Origin of the sequence: Erysipelatoclostridium sp. An173, from assembly GCF_002160495.1 — a bacterium.
Classification (GTDB): Bacteria; Bacillota_I; Bacilli_A; order Erysipelotrichales; family Coprobacillaceae; genus Thomasclavelia; species Thomasclavelia merdavium.
Genome location: NZ_NFKR01000014.1, coordinates 1 through 16640, shown reverse-complemented (window position 1 = coordinate 16640; position 16640 = coordinate 1). Strand labels below are relative to the sequence as shown.

General features: G+C 30.0%; 15 protein-coding genes and 1 pseudogene. 8 read left to right on the top strand and 8 right to left on the bottom strand.

What is annotated here, in order from left to right; genetic code table 11:
- Window positions 1-8 precede the first annotated feature (8 nt).
- From B5F09_RS07600 to B5F09_RS07565, 8 genes are all read right to left on the bottom strand, one after another.
- The gene (locus B5F09_RS07600) at window positions 9-1376 is read right to left on the bottom strand and encodes an aminopeptidase (RefSeq protein ID WP_087373341.1); all 1368 of its coding nucleotides are present in this window, start codon (window positions 1374-1376) and stop codon (window positions 9-11) included.
- 100 nt (window positions 1377-1476) lie between these two features.
- Window positions 1477-1743: an RNA-binding S4 domain-containing protein gene (locus B5F09_RS07595; RefSeq protein WP_087373338.1), complete on the bottom strand. Its 267-nt coding sequence runs from the start codon at window positions 1741-1743 to the stop codon at window positions 1477-1479.
- A gap of 1 nt (window position 1744) precedes the next feature.
- The gene (locus B5F09_RS07590; protein WP_087300660.1) at window positions 1745-3385 is read right to left on the bottom strand and encodes a putative manganese-dependent inorganic diphosphatase; all 1641 of its coding nucleotides are present in this window, start codon (window positions 3383-3385) and stop codon (window positions 1745-1747) included.
- A gap of 9 nt (window positions 3386-3394) precedes the next feature.
- Complete coding sequence (locus tag B5F09_RS07585) at window positions 3395-4060, bottom strand: transcriptional regulator (RefSeq protein ID WP_087373336.1); 666 nt, start codon at window positions 4058-4060, stop codon at window positions 3395-3397.
- A gap of 117 nt (window positions 4061-4177) precedes the next feature.
- Window positions 4178-4762: an NAD(P)H-dependent oxidoreductase gene (locus tag B5F09_RS07580; protein WP_087373335.1), complete on the bottom strand. Its 585-nt coding sequence runs from the start codon at window positions 4760-4762 to the stop codon at window positions 4178-4180.
- Window positions 4763-4848: 86 nt separating this feature from the next.
- Window positions 4849-6243 (bottom strand): NADPH-dependent glutamate synthase, encoded by a 1395-nt coding sequence (gltA, locus tag B5F09_RS07575; protein WP_087300666.1) that lies wholly within the window; start codon window positions 6241-6243, stop codon window positions 4849-4851.
- Window positions 6243-7091 carry a sulfide/dihydroorotate dehydrogenase-like FAD/NAD-binding protein gene (locus tag B5F09_RS07570; protein ID WP_087300668.1) on the bottom strand — a complete coding sequence of 283 codons (849 nt, stop codon included), beginning with the start codon at window positions 7089-7091 and terminating at the stop codon, window positions 6243-6245. The genes gltA and B5F09_RS07570 overlap by 1 nt, the downstream gene beginning before the upstream one ends.
- A gap of 231 nt (window positions 7092-7322) precedes the next feature.
- Window positions 7323-10085, bottom strand: a complete 2763-nt coding sequence (locus B5F09_RS07565; RefSeq protein ID WP_158095828.1) for a family 20 glycosylhydrolase — start codon at window positions 10083-10085, stop codon at window positions 7323-7325.
- Between the two features lie 569 nt (window positions 10086-10654).
- Between B5F09_RS07565 and B5F09_RS15380 the strand changes: the two are divergent.
- The 8 genes and pseudogenes from B5F09_RS15380 to B5F09_RS07530 form a co-directional block, all read left to right on the top strand.
- Window positions 10655-10747: pseudogene (locus B5F09_RS15380) on the top strand (MurR/RpiR family transcriptional regulator); the annotation flags it as partial.
- A gap of 27 nt (window positions 10748-10774) precedes the next feature.
- Window positions 10775-11365: a MurR/RpiR family transcriptional regulator gene (locus B5F09_RS07560; RefSeq protein ID WP_239404280.1), complete on the top strand. Its 591-nt coding sequence runs from the start codon at window positions 10775-10777 to the stop codon at window positions 11363-11365.
- Between the two features lie 124 nt (window positions 11366-11489).
- Window positions 11490-12164 carry a LytTR family DNA-binding domain-containing protein gene (locus tag B5F09_RS07555; RefSeq protein WP_158095827.1) on the top strand — a complete coding sequence of 225 codons (675 nt, stop codon included), beginning with the start codon at window positions 11490-11492 and terminating at the stop codon, window positions 12162-12164.
- 54 nt (window positions 12165-12218) lie between these two features.
- Window positions 12219-13010, top strand: coding sequence for a Cof-type HAD-IIB family hydrolase (locus B5F09_RS07550; protein ID WP_087373332.1), 792 nt, complete (start codon window positions 12219-12221; stop codon window positions 13008-13010).
- 85 nt (window positions 13011-13095) lie between these two features.
- A complete protein-coding gene (gene tgt / locus B5F09_RS07545; protein ID WP_087373330.1) occupies window positions 13096-14232 on the top strand; it encodes a tRNA guanosine(34) transglycosylase Tgt in 1137 nt (378 codons plus the stop codon).
- The gene (gene queA, locus B5F09_RS07540) at window positions 14233-15258 is read left to right on the top strand and encodes a tRNA preQ1(34) S-adenosylmethionine ribosyltransferase-isomerase QueA (protein WP_087302380.1); all 1026 of its coding nucleotides are present in this window, start codon (window positions 14233-14235) and stop codon (window positions 15256-15258) included.
- Window positions 15259-15303: 45 nt separating this feature from the next.
- The gene (locus B5F09_RS07535; protein WP_087373327.1) at window positions 15304-15951 is read left to right on the top strand and encodes an epoxyqueuosine reductase QueH; all 648 of its coding nucleotides are present in this window, start codon (window positions 15304-15306) and stop codon (window positions 15949-15951) included.
- Complete coding sequence (locus B5F09_RS07530; RefSeq protein ID WP_087373325.1) at window positions 15935-16519, top strand: hypothetical protein; 585 nt, start codon at window positions 15935-15937, stop codon at window positions 16517-16519. The genes B5F09_RS07535 and B5F09_RS07530 overlap by 17 nt, the downstream gene beginning before the upstream one ends.
- Window positions 16520-16640 lie beyond the last annotated feature (121 nt).

Here is a 16640-nt window from a genome sequence, read left to right as displayed (position 1 = left end):
CAAATATCTTAAATATTTTCTAAGAATGTTAAATAAGCTACATAAGCTTCATAAACATCTACTTTGCTTACAATTTCCATTGGCGCATGCATATTTAATACAGCAACACCAGCATCAATAACATTCATATTATAGTTTCCTAAAATATATGCGATGGTTCCCCCACCACCTTGATCAACTTTACCTAATTCAGCAGTTTGATAATATACATTTTTACTATCTAAAACATTTCTAATTTCTGCCATATATTCAGCATTAGCATCATTAGAACCACTCTTACCACGTGATCCAGTATATTTGTTAAAAACAATACCTTTACCTAAATAAGCAGCATTTTTCTTATCATTAACACTTAAATATAATGGATCAACACCAGCACTAACGTCACTAGATAACATTTTTGAATTAGCTAAAGCTTGACGAGTTTTTACAAAACTATCAGTTCCTTGTTTTGCAAGTAATTCAGCCACTGTGTTTTCAAAGAATAGTGATTGGGCTCCAGTAGCTCCAACACTACCGATTTCTTCTTTATCAACTAAGATACAGCAGCTAGTATATTCAGGATTGTTTACTTGTAATAATGCCATCAATGAAGTATAAGCACAGACACGATCATCATGTCCATATCCAGCTACCATGCTACGGTCAATTCCATAATCACGTGCTTTTCCACTAGGAACAACTTCAATTTCAGCACTTAAAAAATCTTCTTCTTCAAAATCATATTTTTCTTTTAAGATTTTTAAAACATTGGCTTTAACAGCTTCTTTTTCACTATCTTTTAAAGGAATACTAGCAATTGTAACGTCTAAATCTTCACCTTCAATAACTTTAGAAGCATCTTTTTTCATTTGATCAGCAGATAAATGAATTAATAAATCAGAAATTCCTACTACTGGATCATTTTCATCTTCACCAATATTTACATCAATTACAGTACCATCTTTTTTTACAACAACCCCAATTAAAGATAAAGGAATTGTTACCCATTGATATTTTTTTACCCCACCATAATAATGAGTATCTAACAAAGCAAACCCTTCACTTTCATATAAAGGATTTTGCTTTAAATCCATTCTTGGAGAATCAATATGAGCCCCTAAAATACGCATCCCTGTTTCTATTGGTTGTTTTCCAACTACAAACAATGCGATATTTTTATTCATATTATTAACATATACTTTATCACCTGGTTTTAAAGTTTCATATTCACTTAATTCTTTAAAACCTTTTTCTTTGGCTAACTCAATACTTTGTTTAACACATAATCTTTCTGTTTTTCCATTAGTAATAAAGTTTTTATAGCCTTCATTAAAAGCCATAACATCTTTTATTTGTTCATCAGTATATTTTTCCCAAGCTAATTTTGCGTACATAAAAATCTCCTTTCACTTCTTTATATATAGTATACCAAATTGCAATATCTATCAAACAATTTACATATATAATTATTATAAACAAAAGATATCTAGCTAACTAGATATCTCGTTGAATTCTTTCTTCCTTAATTATCTCATAAAGCATCGTGCTATCTTCTTTTAATACATGTTCTTTTAATTCTTTTACTCGAACCGTTAATAGACTACGTCCAAACTCAATTTCAATTTCATCGCCTACTTTTAAACGAGTACTTGGTTTAGCTACTTTCCCATTAACTTTAACTCGAGAACTTTCACTAATTTCTTTTGATAAAGTCCGACGCTTAATGATTCTGGATACTTTTAAAAATTTATCTAATCTCATTTTAATCACTCATAACTGCAGTAATTGCAGGAACTACTTGTTTTTTACGAGAAATAACACCTTTTAAAGTTGCTTGACTATCATTTAATTTAATATTAAATGCTTGTTCAACTAAATATGCTTTTGGTCCAGCTGCAAAAATTTCACTATTAGCATTAATTACATCTGTCAATAATAATGCCACAAAGTCTAAATTATTATCTTGAGCGAATTTTGTCATATATTCAAGCATTTCTGCTTTATATTCCGCAAAACCTTCAATATCCATAGTGTTTACTTGCCCAACACCAACTGTTCCATTTTCAAATAAGAATTTTTTGAAATCTTGATTAAAGATTTCTTCCACTGTTTTTCCAGCTAAAGATGTTCCAGCTTTAAACATATCCATTGCAAATTCTTGAATATCAACTTGAGCAATTTTAGCTAATTTGCGAGCTATTTTTGTATCTGTTGGTGTACATGTTGGTGATTTAAACAACAATGTATCAGAAACAACTGCTCCAAGTAAAATTCCTGCAATTGCTTGTGGAATTTCAACATCAAATTCTTCAAACATTTTAGTAACAATTGTCGCTGTTGATCCAAGTGGTTCCCCTCTAAATAATAATGGTCCAACTGTTTGAATATCAGCAACACGATGGTGATCGACAATTTCTAAAATATCAGCTTCTTCAATTCCAGGAATTGATTGACCACGTTCGTTATGGTCGACTAAAATAACTTTTTTTCTTAATCCTTTTAACAGAGCAAAACGTGAAATACTTCCTACGCATCTATTATTTAAATCTAATACTGGATAACTTCTAAAACGAGTTTCACTCATGACTTCTTTTACATGATCCAAAGTATCATCAGTAGTGAAAATTTTCAAATCACCCTTTTGCATAATATATTCAACTGGAATAGCTTGAATAATTTGTTGTGAAGTTAAATATGTATTAAATGGTGTAGAAATAACACTAATCCCCTTATCTTTCAATTTATCAAGCATATCTTTTTCAAGTTCAAGAGAACCTGTCAAAATAATTAAAGATACTTGTGCTTCAATTAATGAATTAACAGCATCATCACGGTCACCACCAACAATAACAATATCCCCTGGTTTAATTCTTTTTTTAGCTTCTTCACCACGCATTGCAGCGATATGAAGATCACCACTGATTATTTTTAAATCATGGTTCAAATAAAGAATTGAAGCTTCAAGAGTATCGATAACATTTTCAATTGGTGTATGCGCATCTTTTAATAAACTACTATCCCATTTTTCCATGAATCCTTCAACAATATTTGATGTTGAAAGTAAACCTAATAATTGCCCATGGTCATCTAATATTGGTGCTGATTTTACATTTTGTTGTTTCATTAGATCCCATGCTGTTTTTAATGTTAATTCTTTAGAAAAAACAGTTACTTTATCATAGTTTAAATCTTCTACTTTTTGTTTTACTGTTTTCAATAAAACCGGTATCTCAACATCAAATCTTTTTAAAACATATTCAGTTTCCCGATTAACTTTTCCTAATCTAACCGGCATTGCATTATAGCGATTAATAGCTTTTAATAAATATGAATAAGCAATCGCTGAACAAATACTGTCAGTATCTGGATTTCTATGTCCACTAACATATACGACTTCTTTCATTTTAACCTCCTATTTTTCCATTTTCTTTAAATAACGATATACTGTTGGTTCGGAAACCGCTAGTTTTTCAGCAACTAAAACAATTGCTCCTTTAACTTTAAAGGTACCTTTTTCTTGTAGATATTTAACTACTTTGATCTTTTCATCAACATTTAATCGTTCTGCCAAGAAATAACTTGGGAAGCCCATTTTTTCTAGACATTCTTTAATATACATATCAATCATTTCATCTAAAGGTGAAGATAAGATTTCGACTGGATTATCCATTTTAAATTCAATATCTTTTTCATCTTTAATCCCTAAGATTTTTTTAATTGTTGCTGTTAAATACTCAAAATCAGAAATATTAACATTAATACAAAGCATTCCTACTGGCATTTCTTTATCGGATTCCTTAATAAAATAAGTAGCAGCTCGCATTAATTTACCGTCAGGTCCGGTAGTTTTATAATTAACTACATAATCATGATCAAGATATTGTTTTTCTTCTAAGTAATGTAATGATAAATTCGATAACTTAGCCCCAATTTCTCTTCCTGAGTTATGGTTATTGATTATTGCGACAATTTCTTGATCTTTTGAAGTTAAATCATGTAAAGCAATTTCGACATTGTCCCCTAATGCTTTTCCTAGAAATTCAACCATTGCAGCATATGGTTCCAAAAATTTATACATTTTTTATTATCACTCCTTTATGTCAATTATACACGAAATGATAAAAAATTAATAGCTTTTTTATCATGATAATAATTAATTCAATAATTTATAACTTTTTTATCACTTAAATACAAACTACAAATTATTTCCTATTTGATAAGCCATTTTTAAAAAACGTTCAAAATTAGCTTCTCGATTAGGATAATCTCTAGACATTCGATCAAAAACAATCATTTCTTTTTCTTTAGCTCGTTCATTGATACGATCTTCAAGCATAACTGTTTTCATTGCCTCTAATTGCTCCTGACGCACTAATTCATTAAGATCACCGCCCATTGTAACCAAAAACAATGCTTTATCTAATTGTTTCATTGCTGCATGATTACCATAGGCAAAGCCATAAGTCCAAACTCTTTGAAACCATCCTACTAGCTTAGCTGGCGCTTCAGTCCAAAATACCGGATAAATAAAAGTTAAAATATCAGCCTCATTAATTAGCTTATGATAAGCTTTCACATCTTCACTAATTGACATCTCATCATTATAAAAAGCTTCTCTTGTATATTCTTGTTCACTAAAAGTCTCATTAAAATTTTCTTGATATAAATCCACTAAAGTATATTGATGTCCTGCTGCCACTAGTCCCTTAATAAATTCATCTTTAACCCGTGCTGTAAAACTATTATCGCTAGGATGACAATATATTATTAATACCTCCATTCAATCACCTCATCTCCATTTTAACATAAAGTGTTACTAAAAATAAAAATCAACTCTAAATAATAGAGTTGATCAATCTAACTATCTTATAATTTTGATAAATATTCGTCCATTGCTTTAGCAGCTGTTTTACCAGCACCCATAGCTAAAATTACTGTTGCCGCACCAGTTACAACATCGCCACCGGCAAAGACACCTTCTTTACTTGTTTTCATAGTGTCTTCATCAACAATAATTCCACCCCATCTTTGAGTATCTAGACCAGGAGTAGTTTGTCTAATCAATGGATTTGGACTTTGTCCAATTGCTACAATTACAGTTCCAGTTTCAATAACAAAGTTTGAACCTTCAATAACAACTGGTCTTCTACGTCCTGATTCATCAGGTTCACCAAGTTCCATTTCTACACATTCCATTGATTTAACCCATCCATCTTCACCTTCGATTTTAACTGGGTTAGTTAATAATTTAAAGATAATTCCTTCTTCTTTAGCATGATGTACTTCTTCAGCACGAGCTGGAATTTCATCAACACCACGACGATAAACAATATAAACATTTTTAGCCCCTAAACGTTTAGCTGTTCTTGCCGCATCCATTGCTACGTTACCAGCACCAATTACACAAACTGTATCAGTAATTTTAACAGGTGTAGGATGATTAGGGAATTCATATCCCTTCATTAAGTTAACACGTGTTAAAAATTCATTTGCTGCATAAACACCGTTTAAGTTTTCACCAGGAATATTTTGGAATCGAGGTAATCCAGCACCACTACCAATGAAGATACCTTGATATCCTTGTTCTTGTAATTCATCAATTGTAATTGAACGTCCTACAACAACATTTGTTTCAAAGTCAACACCTAAAGCAGCAACGCTGTCAACTTCTTTTTGAACTAAATCTTTTGGTAAACGGAATTCAGGAATTCCATAAGAAAGAACTCCACCTGTTTTATGAAGTGCTTCAAAAACAGTTACATCATATCCTTTTTTAGCTAACTCACCAGCACAAGTAATTCCTGCAGGTCCAGAACCTACAATCGCTACTTTTTTACCATTTGGTTTAATATCTAAAGTAGCAGGTTTACCGTGAGCCATATGGTAATCAGCAACAAAACGTTCTAATCGACCAATACCAACTGCTTCACCTTTAATACCACGAACACATTTTCCTTCACATTGATTTTCTTGAGGGCAAACACGTCCACAAATAGCTGGTAAAGCATTTTCACTTGTAATGATTTTATATGCTTCTTCAAAATTTCCAGCAGCAACTTCTTTTATAAATTCAGGAATTGGAACTCCTACTGGACATCCTGTTTTACATGGCTGATGTTTACAGTTTAAACATCTAGTTGCTTCTTCCATTGCCATTTCTTTAGTATATCCTAAAGCAACTTCTTTAAAGTTTTTATTTCTTACATCAGGTTCTTGTTCAGGCATTTGAACCTTTGTAGGTGACATATTTGGTTTAGCCATTATTTGACACCTCCCATTAAATTACACATTCTATTAGCATTTTCACTTACTACATGTTCTTCTTCTTTAAACATTCTTTGACGCATCATTAATTCATCAAAATCAACTTGTAATCCATCAAAATCAGGACCATCCACACAAGCAAATTTAACTTTACCGTCAACTGTTACACGACAGCAACCGCACATTCCTGTTCCATCAATCATAATTGGATTTAATGAAACTGAAGTTTTAATATTTCTTGGCTTAGTAACACCAACAACAGCTTTCATCATTGGTACAGGACCAATAGCGATAACTTCATCATATGTTTCACCTTTTTCTAATAAATCAGTTAAAACAGTAGTTACAAAACCTTTAGTTCCAAGTGATCCATCATCTGTTGCAATATAAACATTTTTACAGAATTTTTTAAACTCATCTGCCATTAATACATATTGAGCTTCACGACCACCAATGATAACATCTACTTCTACTCCACGAGCAGCTAGTTCACGAAGTTGTGGATATAGTGGAGCGCTTCCAACACCTCCAGCTACCCCAATAACTCTTTTAACTTCGTGGAATGTAGTTGGAACACCTAACGGACCAACAAAATCAGTTAGTTCATCACCTTCATTTAATTTTGATAATTCTTTTGTTGAATAGCCTACAATTTGATAAATGATAGTAATTGTTTCTTTTTCACGATCAAAATCTGCAATCGTTAATGGAATTCTTTCACCATCTTCACCAACACGAAGAATAATGAATTGACCAGGTTCGCATTTTTTTGCGACATAAGGAGCATGAATTTCCATAAGTTCTACAACATCATTTAATACTTCTTTTCGTATAATCTTATACATGCTTAAATTCCCCTACTTTCTTATTCTTGTAATATTATATCTTTCTTGAATAAAAGAAACAATGGTATTTTAAAAAAATTATTCCTTTAATAACTTCTTTTTAATACCATGTTTTTTATTCATATACCACATCGCCCATGTATCATTATTATAGCATGTAGCCTCGTAGAAACAAAGATTGCTTTTACATATAATAAAAACTGGGTTATTTAATCCCAGTTTCTATTAAAATTAATTTTTTCTTTTTCTCATTTTAATACTAGCGTATATTCCTAAAAGAGATATTGCACTGACAAATACAGTTGCTAGAAGGGCAGTTTGATCACCAGTTTCAACTGAACCTTTTGAATTATTTTGTCCATTTTGGTTTCCATTATCTTTTACAGGATCATTTTTATCTGGATCTTCTGGTGTTGGAGGCACTTGATTCTTTTGATATACATATACTACTTCTAATTCACCTTTTTCGATAACGCCATTAGCATTTGCAGGTGCTTGTACTAATGTATAATTTTCAAATTCTTTTGCAGTAGAAGTATATGCCATGCCAACTTCATCTTCGATAACTATTGGATCGCATAAATCTTTATTAGTTTCATCAACATATTTAATTGTTACTTTTCCTTTATCAGCTACATATTCTACATTTTCATATTTATGAATTAATGTTTCAATTTCTTGAACAGTATATAATGTTTTGTCATTAGGTGTATCTAACAAAGCGTTTAATTCATCAATATTCTTTTGTACGTTTATATCATCTGTTTTGATATTAGCTAGTCCATCTTTGATAGTTTTAACTACTGCTTGATAATCTGTTGCTGTGTATTTTTTAGCAACTTGGCTACCTAATAATTCTGGTCTTGGTGATTCAACAGCGTATGCTAAACGTTCAAATTCTTCATATGAAAGTCCGCTGTCATATTCAGCACCCCAAGTTTTGTATGCAAATCCAGCATATCTTGGGAATAATGTTCTTGAAAGTATGTATTCAGGAACATAACCATGAGCATCATCCCAAATTGGGAAAACTTGTCCTTGAGCTTGATCTAAGTTTTCTGTTAATACTTCATCTTGATTGTAGAATGGGTAATTAAATGCACTACCTGAATAAGTATATCTAGTAAAGTTTTCATATAAATTCTTTGGTGCTGGACGATCTAATTTATTTTGACCTTGTTGTGGCCATAAATCATGATAGTTTGATGAAGAACTTGACATTACATTATATCCAGCTTTAATTGCATCAGAAGCCATTACAGAACCATAAATTCCGCCACCCCAAACGTCAACTACAATTCTTTTATCTAAATCAACAACACTATCAAATGAGAAGATATTATCATTCCATACTAATACTTTCGTTCCTTTATCTAAGAAAGGTTTGGCTGCTTCATTAAAGAATAATTTCAAAGCATCTCTTTGATCAGCAGCAGGATTTCCAGTTTGTTCTTGAGCCCAAGCTGATAATTTTTGATTACCTTCAACACCCCATCCTGATGTTTGGAAATATTCATCACCACCGATATGGATAGTTTTGGCATGGAACATATTAGCTGCTTCTTGATAAATTGCAAATATATATTCTCTAACTTCAGGTTTTGAAAAATCTAAATTTGAACAATTCTCAGTAATTTTCCATTCTTTATGATAATCAGCTTCTTGACCTGAGTGACCAGGGAAGTCTACTTCTGGAATTACTTCGATATTAAACTTAGCAGCATAATTTACTAATTCATCAATTTCTTCTTGAGTCCAGAAACCACCTTTTCGGTCAACTAATTCAGGAGCTACTTTAGAATCAAAACGAATCCCTTCATTATCTTTAAGTCTTAATTGCAATACATTTTGTTTGTAATATGCCATTTGTTCAACTTGTTTTTTCAACCAATCGATTGAATAATAACGTCTACCAGAGTCAACTTGTAATCCACGAATATTTTGATCTGTATAGTCTTGAACAACACCACAATTTAGACTATCTCTTTGAACAAAAGCTTGTAAAATAGTCATTGAACCATTTTGAATTCCTTCAATGTAATCAGAGTAGATAGTTACTGCATTTTCAGTGATATCAATTTGATATGCATCTTTTTCACATTCTCTACCTTTAACCATATCATTTAATTCAAAAGATACTGGTTGTTTATAAAGAGTAATTCCTTTTGCATTACTAATATTATCAATAACATTTATAGTATAATTTTCAATAATTCCCTTTTCTTTCATTGACTTTGCTAAATATTCAGTTTTAGCTTTAGAGAATTCATCAGTAGAAAATACTTGATTTCTCTTTGTCAATTTGTAAACACCACTTGTTTGTTCAAAATTTTGAATCGCTGGAACAGTATCAGGGAATCCAGTAGTTTCGCCGTTATAAGCTATTGTTTGAACATCTTTTTGAACTGTTTCTACTTCTTTTATTTCAACATCATCAAAATAGAAAACACCTGCTCCACTTTCATTACCTGTCCATTCCATGTATGCAAATGCATAAATTTCATCTGTTCTTGGTCCAGTAGTGATTGTATGAACATTAGTTTGCCATTCAGCACTTTTTTGTGCATTTGTCTTAATATTAGATGCTAATTTCCATGGATATTCAGCTGAATAATCACCATCAACATCAAGAACACCTGTCGACATTTTTACGCCAGTTTCATTATAATAATGTGTAGTTACTTCATATGTTGTATTAGGTTTTACATTATCAATAATGACATTAACACTTCCCTTACCATAATTATAAGACCAGATTGGTATTTCATGTTCATTTTCTGGTTTATAATTTCCAACCTTAATAGACCAGTTTCCATCATAAGCTTTTTCTGAAGTTCTTTCAGCTTTATAAAGTTGAATTGCATTTCTATCAATTTCATTTTCAAAAGATGGATTTGTCATATATTCGTTACCTTGTGCATAGGTTATTTGACTAAACATACCAATAGTCATCGCACAAGCAAGCATTGATGCAAATATTTTTGTCTTTTTCATATTTTCCTCCATTTCCGTCCGCCTTCGTCGGTCGGACACAAACATACAATAAAAATTTTAATTTATCATTAACCTAAATAAATTTAGGATATTACTATTCGATTTACTTTTTTCATAAGCAATATCTACTATGTCTTTATTTTTTTCGATTAATAACAAATTTTATTTTCACACTTTTTTCCTTTCTCTAAAAATAAATTTGTCTTTGGGATTTATCAACCGATCCTCCTTCCTGTCCCATGTCTATTTTTATTTTAAAATGGCCCATATCCCGTTTCAACACACGAAATAGATACTGTATTCATATTTTAAAAAGCATGTCAAAAAATGAAATATTTTGCATTTTTTGGAAACATTTTTCATATTTTTTTCAAATCTTTATAAAAAAATGTAACTTTTTTACTTTTTTCTTCACAATCTTTAAAAAGAAAAAAATTCATAATATAATGAAAAAACCAACCAATAAAAAGGAGGGATAGCTAGTTAATTTACTAGCAATAATTTATGGCTGGCTTTATTTATAAACTACAAAATATTGTCAATATTACCCAAATAACAATAACACTGATATAAATATTGCAAGATGCTTATTAAAAAATGTTGGTAAAATAAAAAAGAAAACATCTTTACAAGACATATCAGAACTTTGTTATACATCTCCATCAAGTATTAGCCGTTTTTGTCATAAAATGGGCTATTCAAGTTTTAATGATTTTAAAGCTGACTGTTTAGATGTCCAAGAAGAACTCGATGAAATGATTTTAGATAATAAAGCTTTTAAAAAAATCGATACATTTACATTTTTAAATAATATCAATGCTAGCTTTTTAGCAATCGAAACTGATAAACTAGAAAAATCAATAGATAAACTATGTGATATGATCTATGAAGCACAGCGCGTGTTTATATTTGCCACTCATATTCCTGGTGATTTAGCTAGCATTTTACAAAGAGCTTTATTAACAGCAAGTAAAAATGTTGAATTTTATCCTCAAAAGGAACATCAAATGGAATTAGTTAAACAAATTCGTCCTAACGATCTTTGTATTTTTATTTCTTTAGAGGGTACTTTATTAATGGAAAAAGCAATTACAATTCCTGCTATTATTTCATTAGCTAATATTGTTTTAATTACTCAAAATAGTCAAATTAAATTTTCACAACAATTTAGTGATACTATTGTATTAGGTAGTCATGATGATGAAAGCTTAGGTAAATATAAGTTATTATTTTTCATTGATTGTTTAATTAATCGATATTACAACAAATATGTTATTTAAAAACTATAATGATTTTGACCCGTTATGGGTCATTTTATTTTTCATAAAATCACAAATAAATTACAACTTTGTTAATTTAATGTTATAATAAATGCACTTATATTTATCTTTTAGGAGAATTATCATGTACAAAATTGCAATTATTACTAATGATTCAATAACTGTAAAAAAAATAACAACAAAAATACTTAAAGCATTCAATAATCATAGCGTTGATCCAAAAATCACAACTTATAATGATATTCAACCACTTAATTTAAATACCCATTATGATATGCTTATAATCGATAACTATCGAAATATCACTTTTGCAAAAAAATATCGTCAAAAACATTTAAATACCCATATTATATTTATTTCTAATAATCATGATTTTCTTTATATTCAGCCTATAAATGAAATCAAACAAAATCATTTACAATCAGATTGTTATCCTATTATTAATCATTTAACTCATAAAACAAATCATCATAATAACGTTTTACTTATTCAAACAAAAAGTGATTTAATTACCATCAAACATAACCAGATTATTTATTGTCAAAGTCAGGGGCATACTAGTTATATTTATACAACTAAAACAACATTAACTACCCGATATAAACTTTCACAATTAGAAACAATGTTAAATTCAAAAGATTTTCACTTAATTAATCAGTCATATTTAATAAATTGGCATTTTGTTTATCAAATAAAAAACAAAGATGTTTTCTTAACAAACGGCACTATTTTACATATCAGCAGGCGTAAGTATAAACAAGCTATTGCCTCATATCAAAAATATCTTATTACTAGATAATATTTTTCTTTGTTGCAAAAAATGTTTGTTGTATAATGCAACTAGGAGGCAAGCATGAAAACAAATAAAATTTTATTCTTTGATATTGACGGTACATTGCTATCAGAAACTACTCATACCATCCCGCAAAGTACTATTGACGGGTTAAAACAAGCTAAAGAAAATAATCACTTAATTTTTATCAATACCGGTAGACCTTATACTACTATCGATGATTGTATTAAAGATTTAAACCCTGATGGTTATATTTGTGGTTGTGGAACATATATTCGCTACCATGATCAAGTTTTATTTTCAAAAACTCTTAGTTTACAAAAATGTAAAGAAATTCGTGATCTACTTAGAAAAACAAATGTCGAAGGCGTTCTTGAAGGGAAAGATGGGGTCTATTTTGATAATTCTATTCGTCATCCTTTCTTACAAAATATAAAAGAAAATTATCAAGCCGTTCCAACATTTAAAGTTTCTACATTTGATGATGAAAATCTCTCATTTGATAAATTTGCAATCTGGTTTGATCAAAATAGTGATATTGAAACTTTTAAAAAAGAAATCAGTGAAGAATTCCAATATATAACTAGAGATCATGACTTTGGAGAAATTGTTCCTAAAGGATGTTCAAAAGCAACTGGGATTGAGTTTTTATTAGATTATTTTAATCTCGAATCAGAAGATGCTTATGTCTTTGGCGATAGTTTTAATGATTTGGCAATGCTTGAATATGTAAAATACGCTATTGTAATGGGAAATGGCAATCCTGAGTTATTTGACTTAGCTTACTTAGTAACCAAAAACATTGATGATGACGGCATTTATTATGCTTTGAAAAAATTAGAATTAATCTAGCGTTATGGATAATCATAGCGCTTTTTAAATTGTTTTTAATCTATGTTTAATGTATAATAGGTCTTGCTTTTAAAGGAGGAAAGATATGGCAGCAATAAGCTATGAATTAAAACATGTTTGTAAACAGTCAAATGCTCGTTATGGAATCTTACATACCCCTCATGGTGATGTAGAAACACCAATGTTTATGCCAGTAGGAACTTTAGCAACCGTAAAAGGAATTGCTCCTGAAATGTTAAAGGAAATGGGTTCACAAGTTATTCTTGCAAATACTTATCATCTATGGTTACGTCCTGGTGAAGATGTTGTTGAAAAAGCTGGTGGATTACATAAATTTATGAATTATGATGGACCTATCTTAACTGATAGTGGTGGTTTTCAAGTATTTTCTTTAGGAAAAACAAGAAAGATTGAAGAAGAAGGTGTAACTTTCAAGAGTATTATTGATGGAAGCTCATTATTCTTATCACCTGAAAAGTCAATTGAAATTCAAAATAAATTAGGGGCTGATATTATTATGTCGTTTGATGAATGTGCCCCATACCCTTGTGACTATGAATATATGAAAAATAGTGTTGAACGAACTATTCGCTGGGCTAAACGTGGTAAAGCTGTTCATCATAATACTGAAAAACAAGCTTTATTTGGAATTGTTCAAGGTGGGGCTTTTCCTGAACTTAGAGAACAATGTGCCAAAGAATTAGTAGCGATGGATTTCCCTGGTTATTCAATTGGCGGTACTAGTGTTGGTGAACCTAAAGATGTAATGTATAAAATGGTTGAAGATGCTATTCAATGGTTACCAGAAGATAAGCCACGTTATTTAATGGGTGTAGGGAATCCAATTGATTTAATTGAATGTGCTATTCGTGGTATTGATATGTATGACTGTGTTTTACCAACAAGAGTTGCTCGTCATGGTGCCGTAATGACTAGTATGGGGCGTTTAAATATTAATAATGAAAAATTTAAATATGATTTTACCCCTCTAGATCCTAACTGTGATTGTTATACATGTAGGAATTATACAAGAGCTTACGTTCGCCACTTACATAAATGTGATGAGATTTTTGGTAAAACTTTATTATCAATTCATAATGTCAATTTCTTATTAAACTTATCTAAAGATATTCGTGAAGCAATTAAAAATGATCGTTTATTAGATTTCAAAGAAGAATTTTTAAAACAATATGGTCATGATGTTTATAAGAGGGCTTTTTAAATGAAATTAAGTGAATTTGATTTTAACTTACCTGAAGAATTAATTGCTCAACGACCTCTTGATAAACGTGACACTTCACGATTAATGGTTTTAAACCGCGAAAAACAAACTATTGAACATAAACATTTTTATGACATTATTGATTATTTACAACCTGGTGATATTTTAGTTAGAAATAATACTAAAGTTATCCCAGCCCGTTTATTTGGTATTAAAGAAGAAACTAATGGACATGTTGAAGTATTATTATTAAAAGATCTTGGTGATGATACTTGGGAATGTTTAGTGGGAAATGCGCGAATTGTAAAAATTGATACTGTAATTACTTTTGGCGAAGGGTTACTTAAAGCTAAATGTATTAAAATTAAAGATGAAGGAATTAGAGTATTTAAAATGATCTATACAGGAATTTTCTTTGAAATTCTTGATCAATTAGGTACAATGCCATTACCACCTTATATTAAAGAAAAATTAAATGATCAAAATCGTTATCAAACTGTATATGCTAAAATCGAAGGAAGTGCTGCCGCTCCTACAGCTGGGCTACACTTTACTGATGAAATAATTGAAAAAATCAAAGCTAAAGGCATTGAAATCTTAGATGTTACTCTTCATGTTGGACTAGGAACATTTAGACCAGTAAAAGTTGATGATATCTTAGACCATCATATGCATAGTGAATTTTATATGATTGAACCTGATGTTGCAAAAAAACTTAATCAAGCTAAAGCTAATGGTCAAAGAATAATCGCTGTTGGAACAACTTCAACTAGAACTCTTGAAGCCAACATTAAAAAATATGGAAAATTCACAGCAACTCATGAAAATACTGATATCTTTATTTATCCTGGATATCAATATGAAGCTATTGATTGTTTAATCACTAATTTCCATTTACCAAAATCTACTTTATTAATGTTAATTAGTGCTTTTGCATCTAAAGAATTTATCTTTAAAGCTTATCAAGAAGCAATTGATAAAAAATATCGTTTCTTTAGTTTTGGTGATAGCATGTTTATTATTTAAGGGAAGTTTTTAGAAACTTCCTTTTTATTATGTTATAATGTTATCATGAAAATTAATTATGACTTAAAATTTAAAGAAGAACTAAAAAAAATAGGAAACACACGTCCTACATTATTACTACATGTATGCTGTGGACCTTGCAGCAGTAATGTTTTAAAAGAAATCTGCAATCTTTTTGATATTACTATTTACTATTCAAACTCTAATATTTATCCTAGTGAAGAATATTATCGTCGATATCATGAATTATTAGATTTTATTACTAAATTCAATAATGATTTCAATCAAAATATTACTGTAATCGAAAAAACATATCAGCCTAAAGAATATTTAAATGATATCAGCAAATACAAAGATGAACCAGAAGGAGGTAAACGTTGTTATCTTTGTTATCAAAAAAGAATGGATGACGCTTATAATTATGCTATTAGCCATAATTTTGATTACTGGACTACCGTTTTAAGTGTATCACCACATAAAAATAGTCAATGGATCAATGAAATTGGTGCTACTTATCCCCAAGAGCAAACTAAATTTTTATTTAGTGATTTTAAAAAGAATAATGGCTACTTAAAATCAGTCCAGATGGCAAGCAGTTATAATTTATATCGCCAAAGTTATTGTGGCTGTGTGTATTCTTATCAAGATATGTTGAAAAGAAAAAAGGAGCGTGAAAATGATGAAGCCACTTAATATTTATGGCAGCAAACCTTTTTCTAAAAGCGATTTTGCAGGTTGTTTACTTTTTGCTGCTTTTTTCGCTTGGGTGATAACTTCTAATTTGCATATTGAATCACTAATTACTTATTTAATTATTCTATTATTTATTACTTTGGTTAGTGTTATTTTACTTTTTTATTGTAAGGGGCGAAAAATTTTTCTGTTTTATAACAGCTATATGCTATATCGAGAAAATATGGGAATTATTGATATTATTAAATTAATGTTGATTAAAAATAGATCTGATTTAATTGATGATTTTTTTGATAAACGTAATTATATTAATATTAATTGTTTAAAAATTTATATTAAAAATATTGATGCTATTTTAACAGAAGAAAAAGGGGTTGAAGCTGAATTTCAACTAATATTCAATGATCAAAAATGCTTTAATTTTCGTCCTGAAGATACCAAAGAAGCTTATCAAAAGTTTTTAACACCATTTTTAAATTATAATGTTTATATTGATGATCCCTATGATTTAGTTGATGGTATCTACCAGCCGTTAAGATTAACAGAATATTTGAAAAAGACACAATAAACCTGGCTTAACCCAATGTCATTAAGTTAAGATGACAAATTTTTAGCCAGGAGCTATATAGAAAATATATTTTCTCCTGGTTATATTTTTATTCAAGCTAAAAAAGTGTAGTCTTGAAACT

Excerpts from the sequence above, each read along its gene's own strand:
- B5F09_RS07600 (WP_087373341.1), bottom strand. The coding sequence starts at position 1,376 with ATGTACGCAAAATTAGCTTGGGAAAAATATACTGATGAACAAATAAAA.
- B5F09_RS07595 (WP_087373338.1), bottom strand. The coding sequence starts at position 1,743 with ATGAGATTAGATAAATTTTTAAAAGTATCCAGAATCATTAAGCGTCGG.
- B5F09_RS07590 (WP_087300660.1), bottom strand. The coding sequence starts at position 3,385 with ATGAAAGAAGTCGTATATGTTAGTGGACATAGAAATCCAGATACTGAC.
- B5F09_RS07585 (WP_087373336.1), bottom strand. The coding sequence starts at position 4,060 with ATGTATAAATTTTTGGAACCATATGCTGCAATGGTTGAATTTCTAGGA.
- B5F09_RS07580 (WP_087373335.1), bottom strand. The coding sequence starts at position 4,762 with ATGGAGGTATTAATAATATATTGTCATCCTAGCGATAATAGTTTTACA.
- gltA (WP_087300666.1), bottom strand. The coding sequence starts at position 6,243 with ATGGCTAAACCAAATATGTCACCTACAAAGGTTCAAATGCCTGAACAA.
- B5F09_RS07570 (WP_087300668.1), bottom strand. The coding sequence starts at position 7,091 with ATGTATAAGATTATACGAAAAGAAGTATTAAATGATGTTGTAGAACTT.
- B5F09_RS07565 (WP_158095828.1), bottom strand. The coding sequence starts at position 10,085 with ATGAAAAAGACAAAAATATTTGCATCAATGCTTGCTTGTGCGATGACT.
- B5F09_RS07560 (WP_239404280.1), top strand. The coding sequence starts at position 10,775 with ATGGGCTATTCAAGTTTTAATGATTTTAAAGCTGACTGTTTAGATGTC.
- B5F09_RS07555 (WP_158095827.1), top strand. The coding sequence starts at position 11,490 with ATGTACAAAATTGCAATTATTACTAATGATTCAATAACTGTAAAAAAA.
- B5F09_RS07550 (WP_087373332.1), top strand. The coding sequence starts at position 12,219 with ATGAAAACAAATAAAATTTTATTCTTTGATATTGACGGTACATTGCTA.
- tgt (WP_087373330.1), top strand. The coding sequence starts at position 13,096 with ATGGCAGCAATAAGCTATGAATTAAAACATGTTTGTAAACAGTCAAAT.
- queA (WP_087302380.1), top strand. The coding sequence starts at position 14,233 with ATGAAATTAAGTGAATTTGATTTTAACTTACCTGAAGAATTAATTGCT.
- B5F09_RS07535 (WP_087373327.1), top strand. The coding sequence starts at position 15,304 with ATGAAAATTAATTATGACTTAAAATTTAAAGAAGAACTAAAAAAAATA.
- B5F09_RS07530 (WP_087373325.1), top strand. The coding sequence starts at position 15,935 with ATGATGAAGCCACTTAATATTTATGGCAGCAAACCTTTTTCTAAAAGC.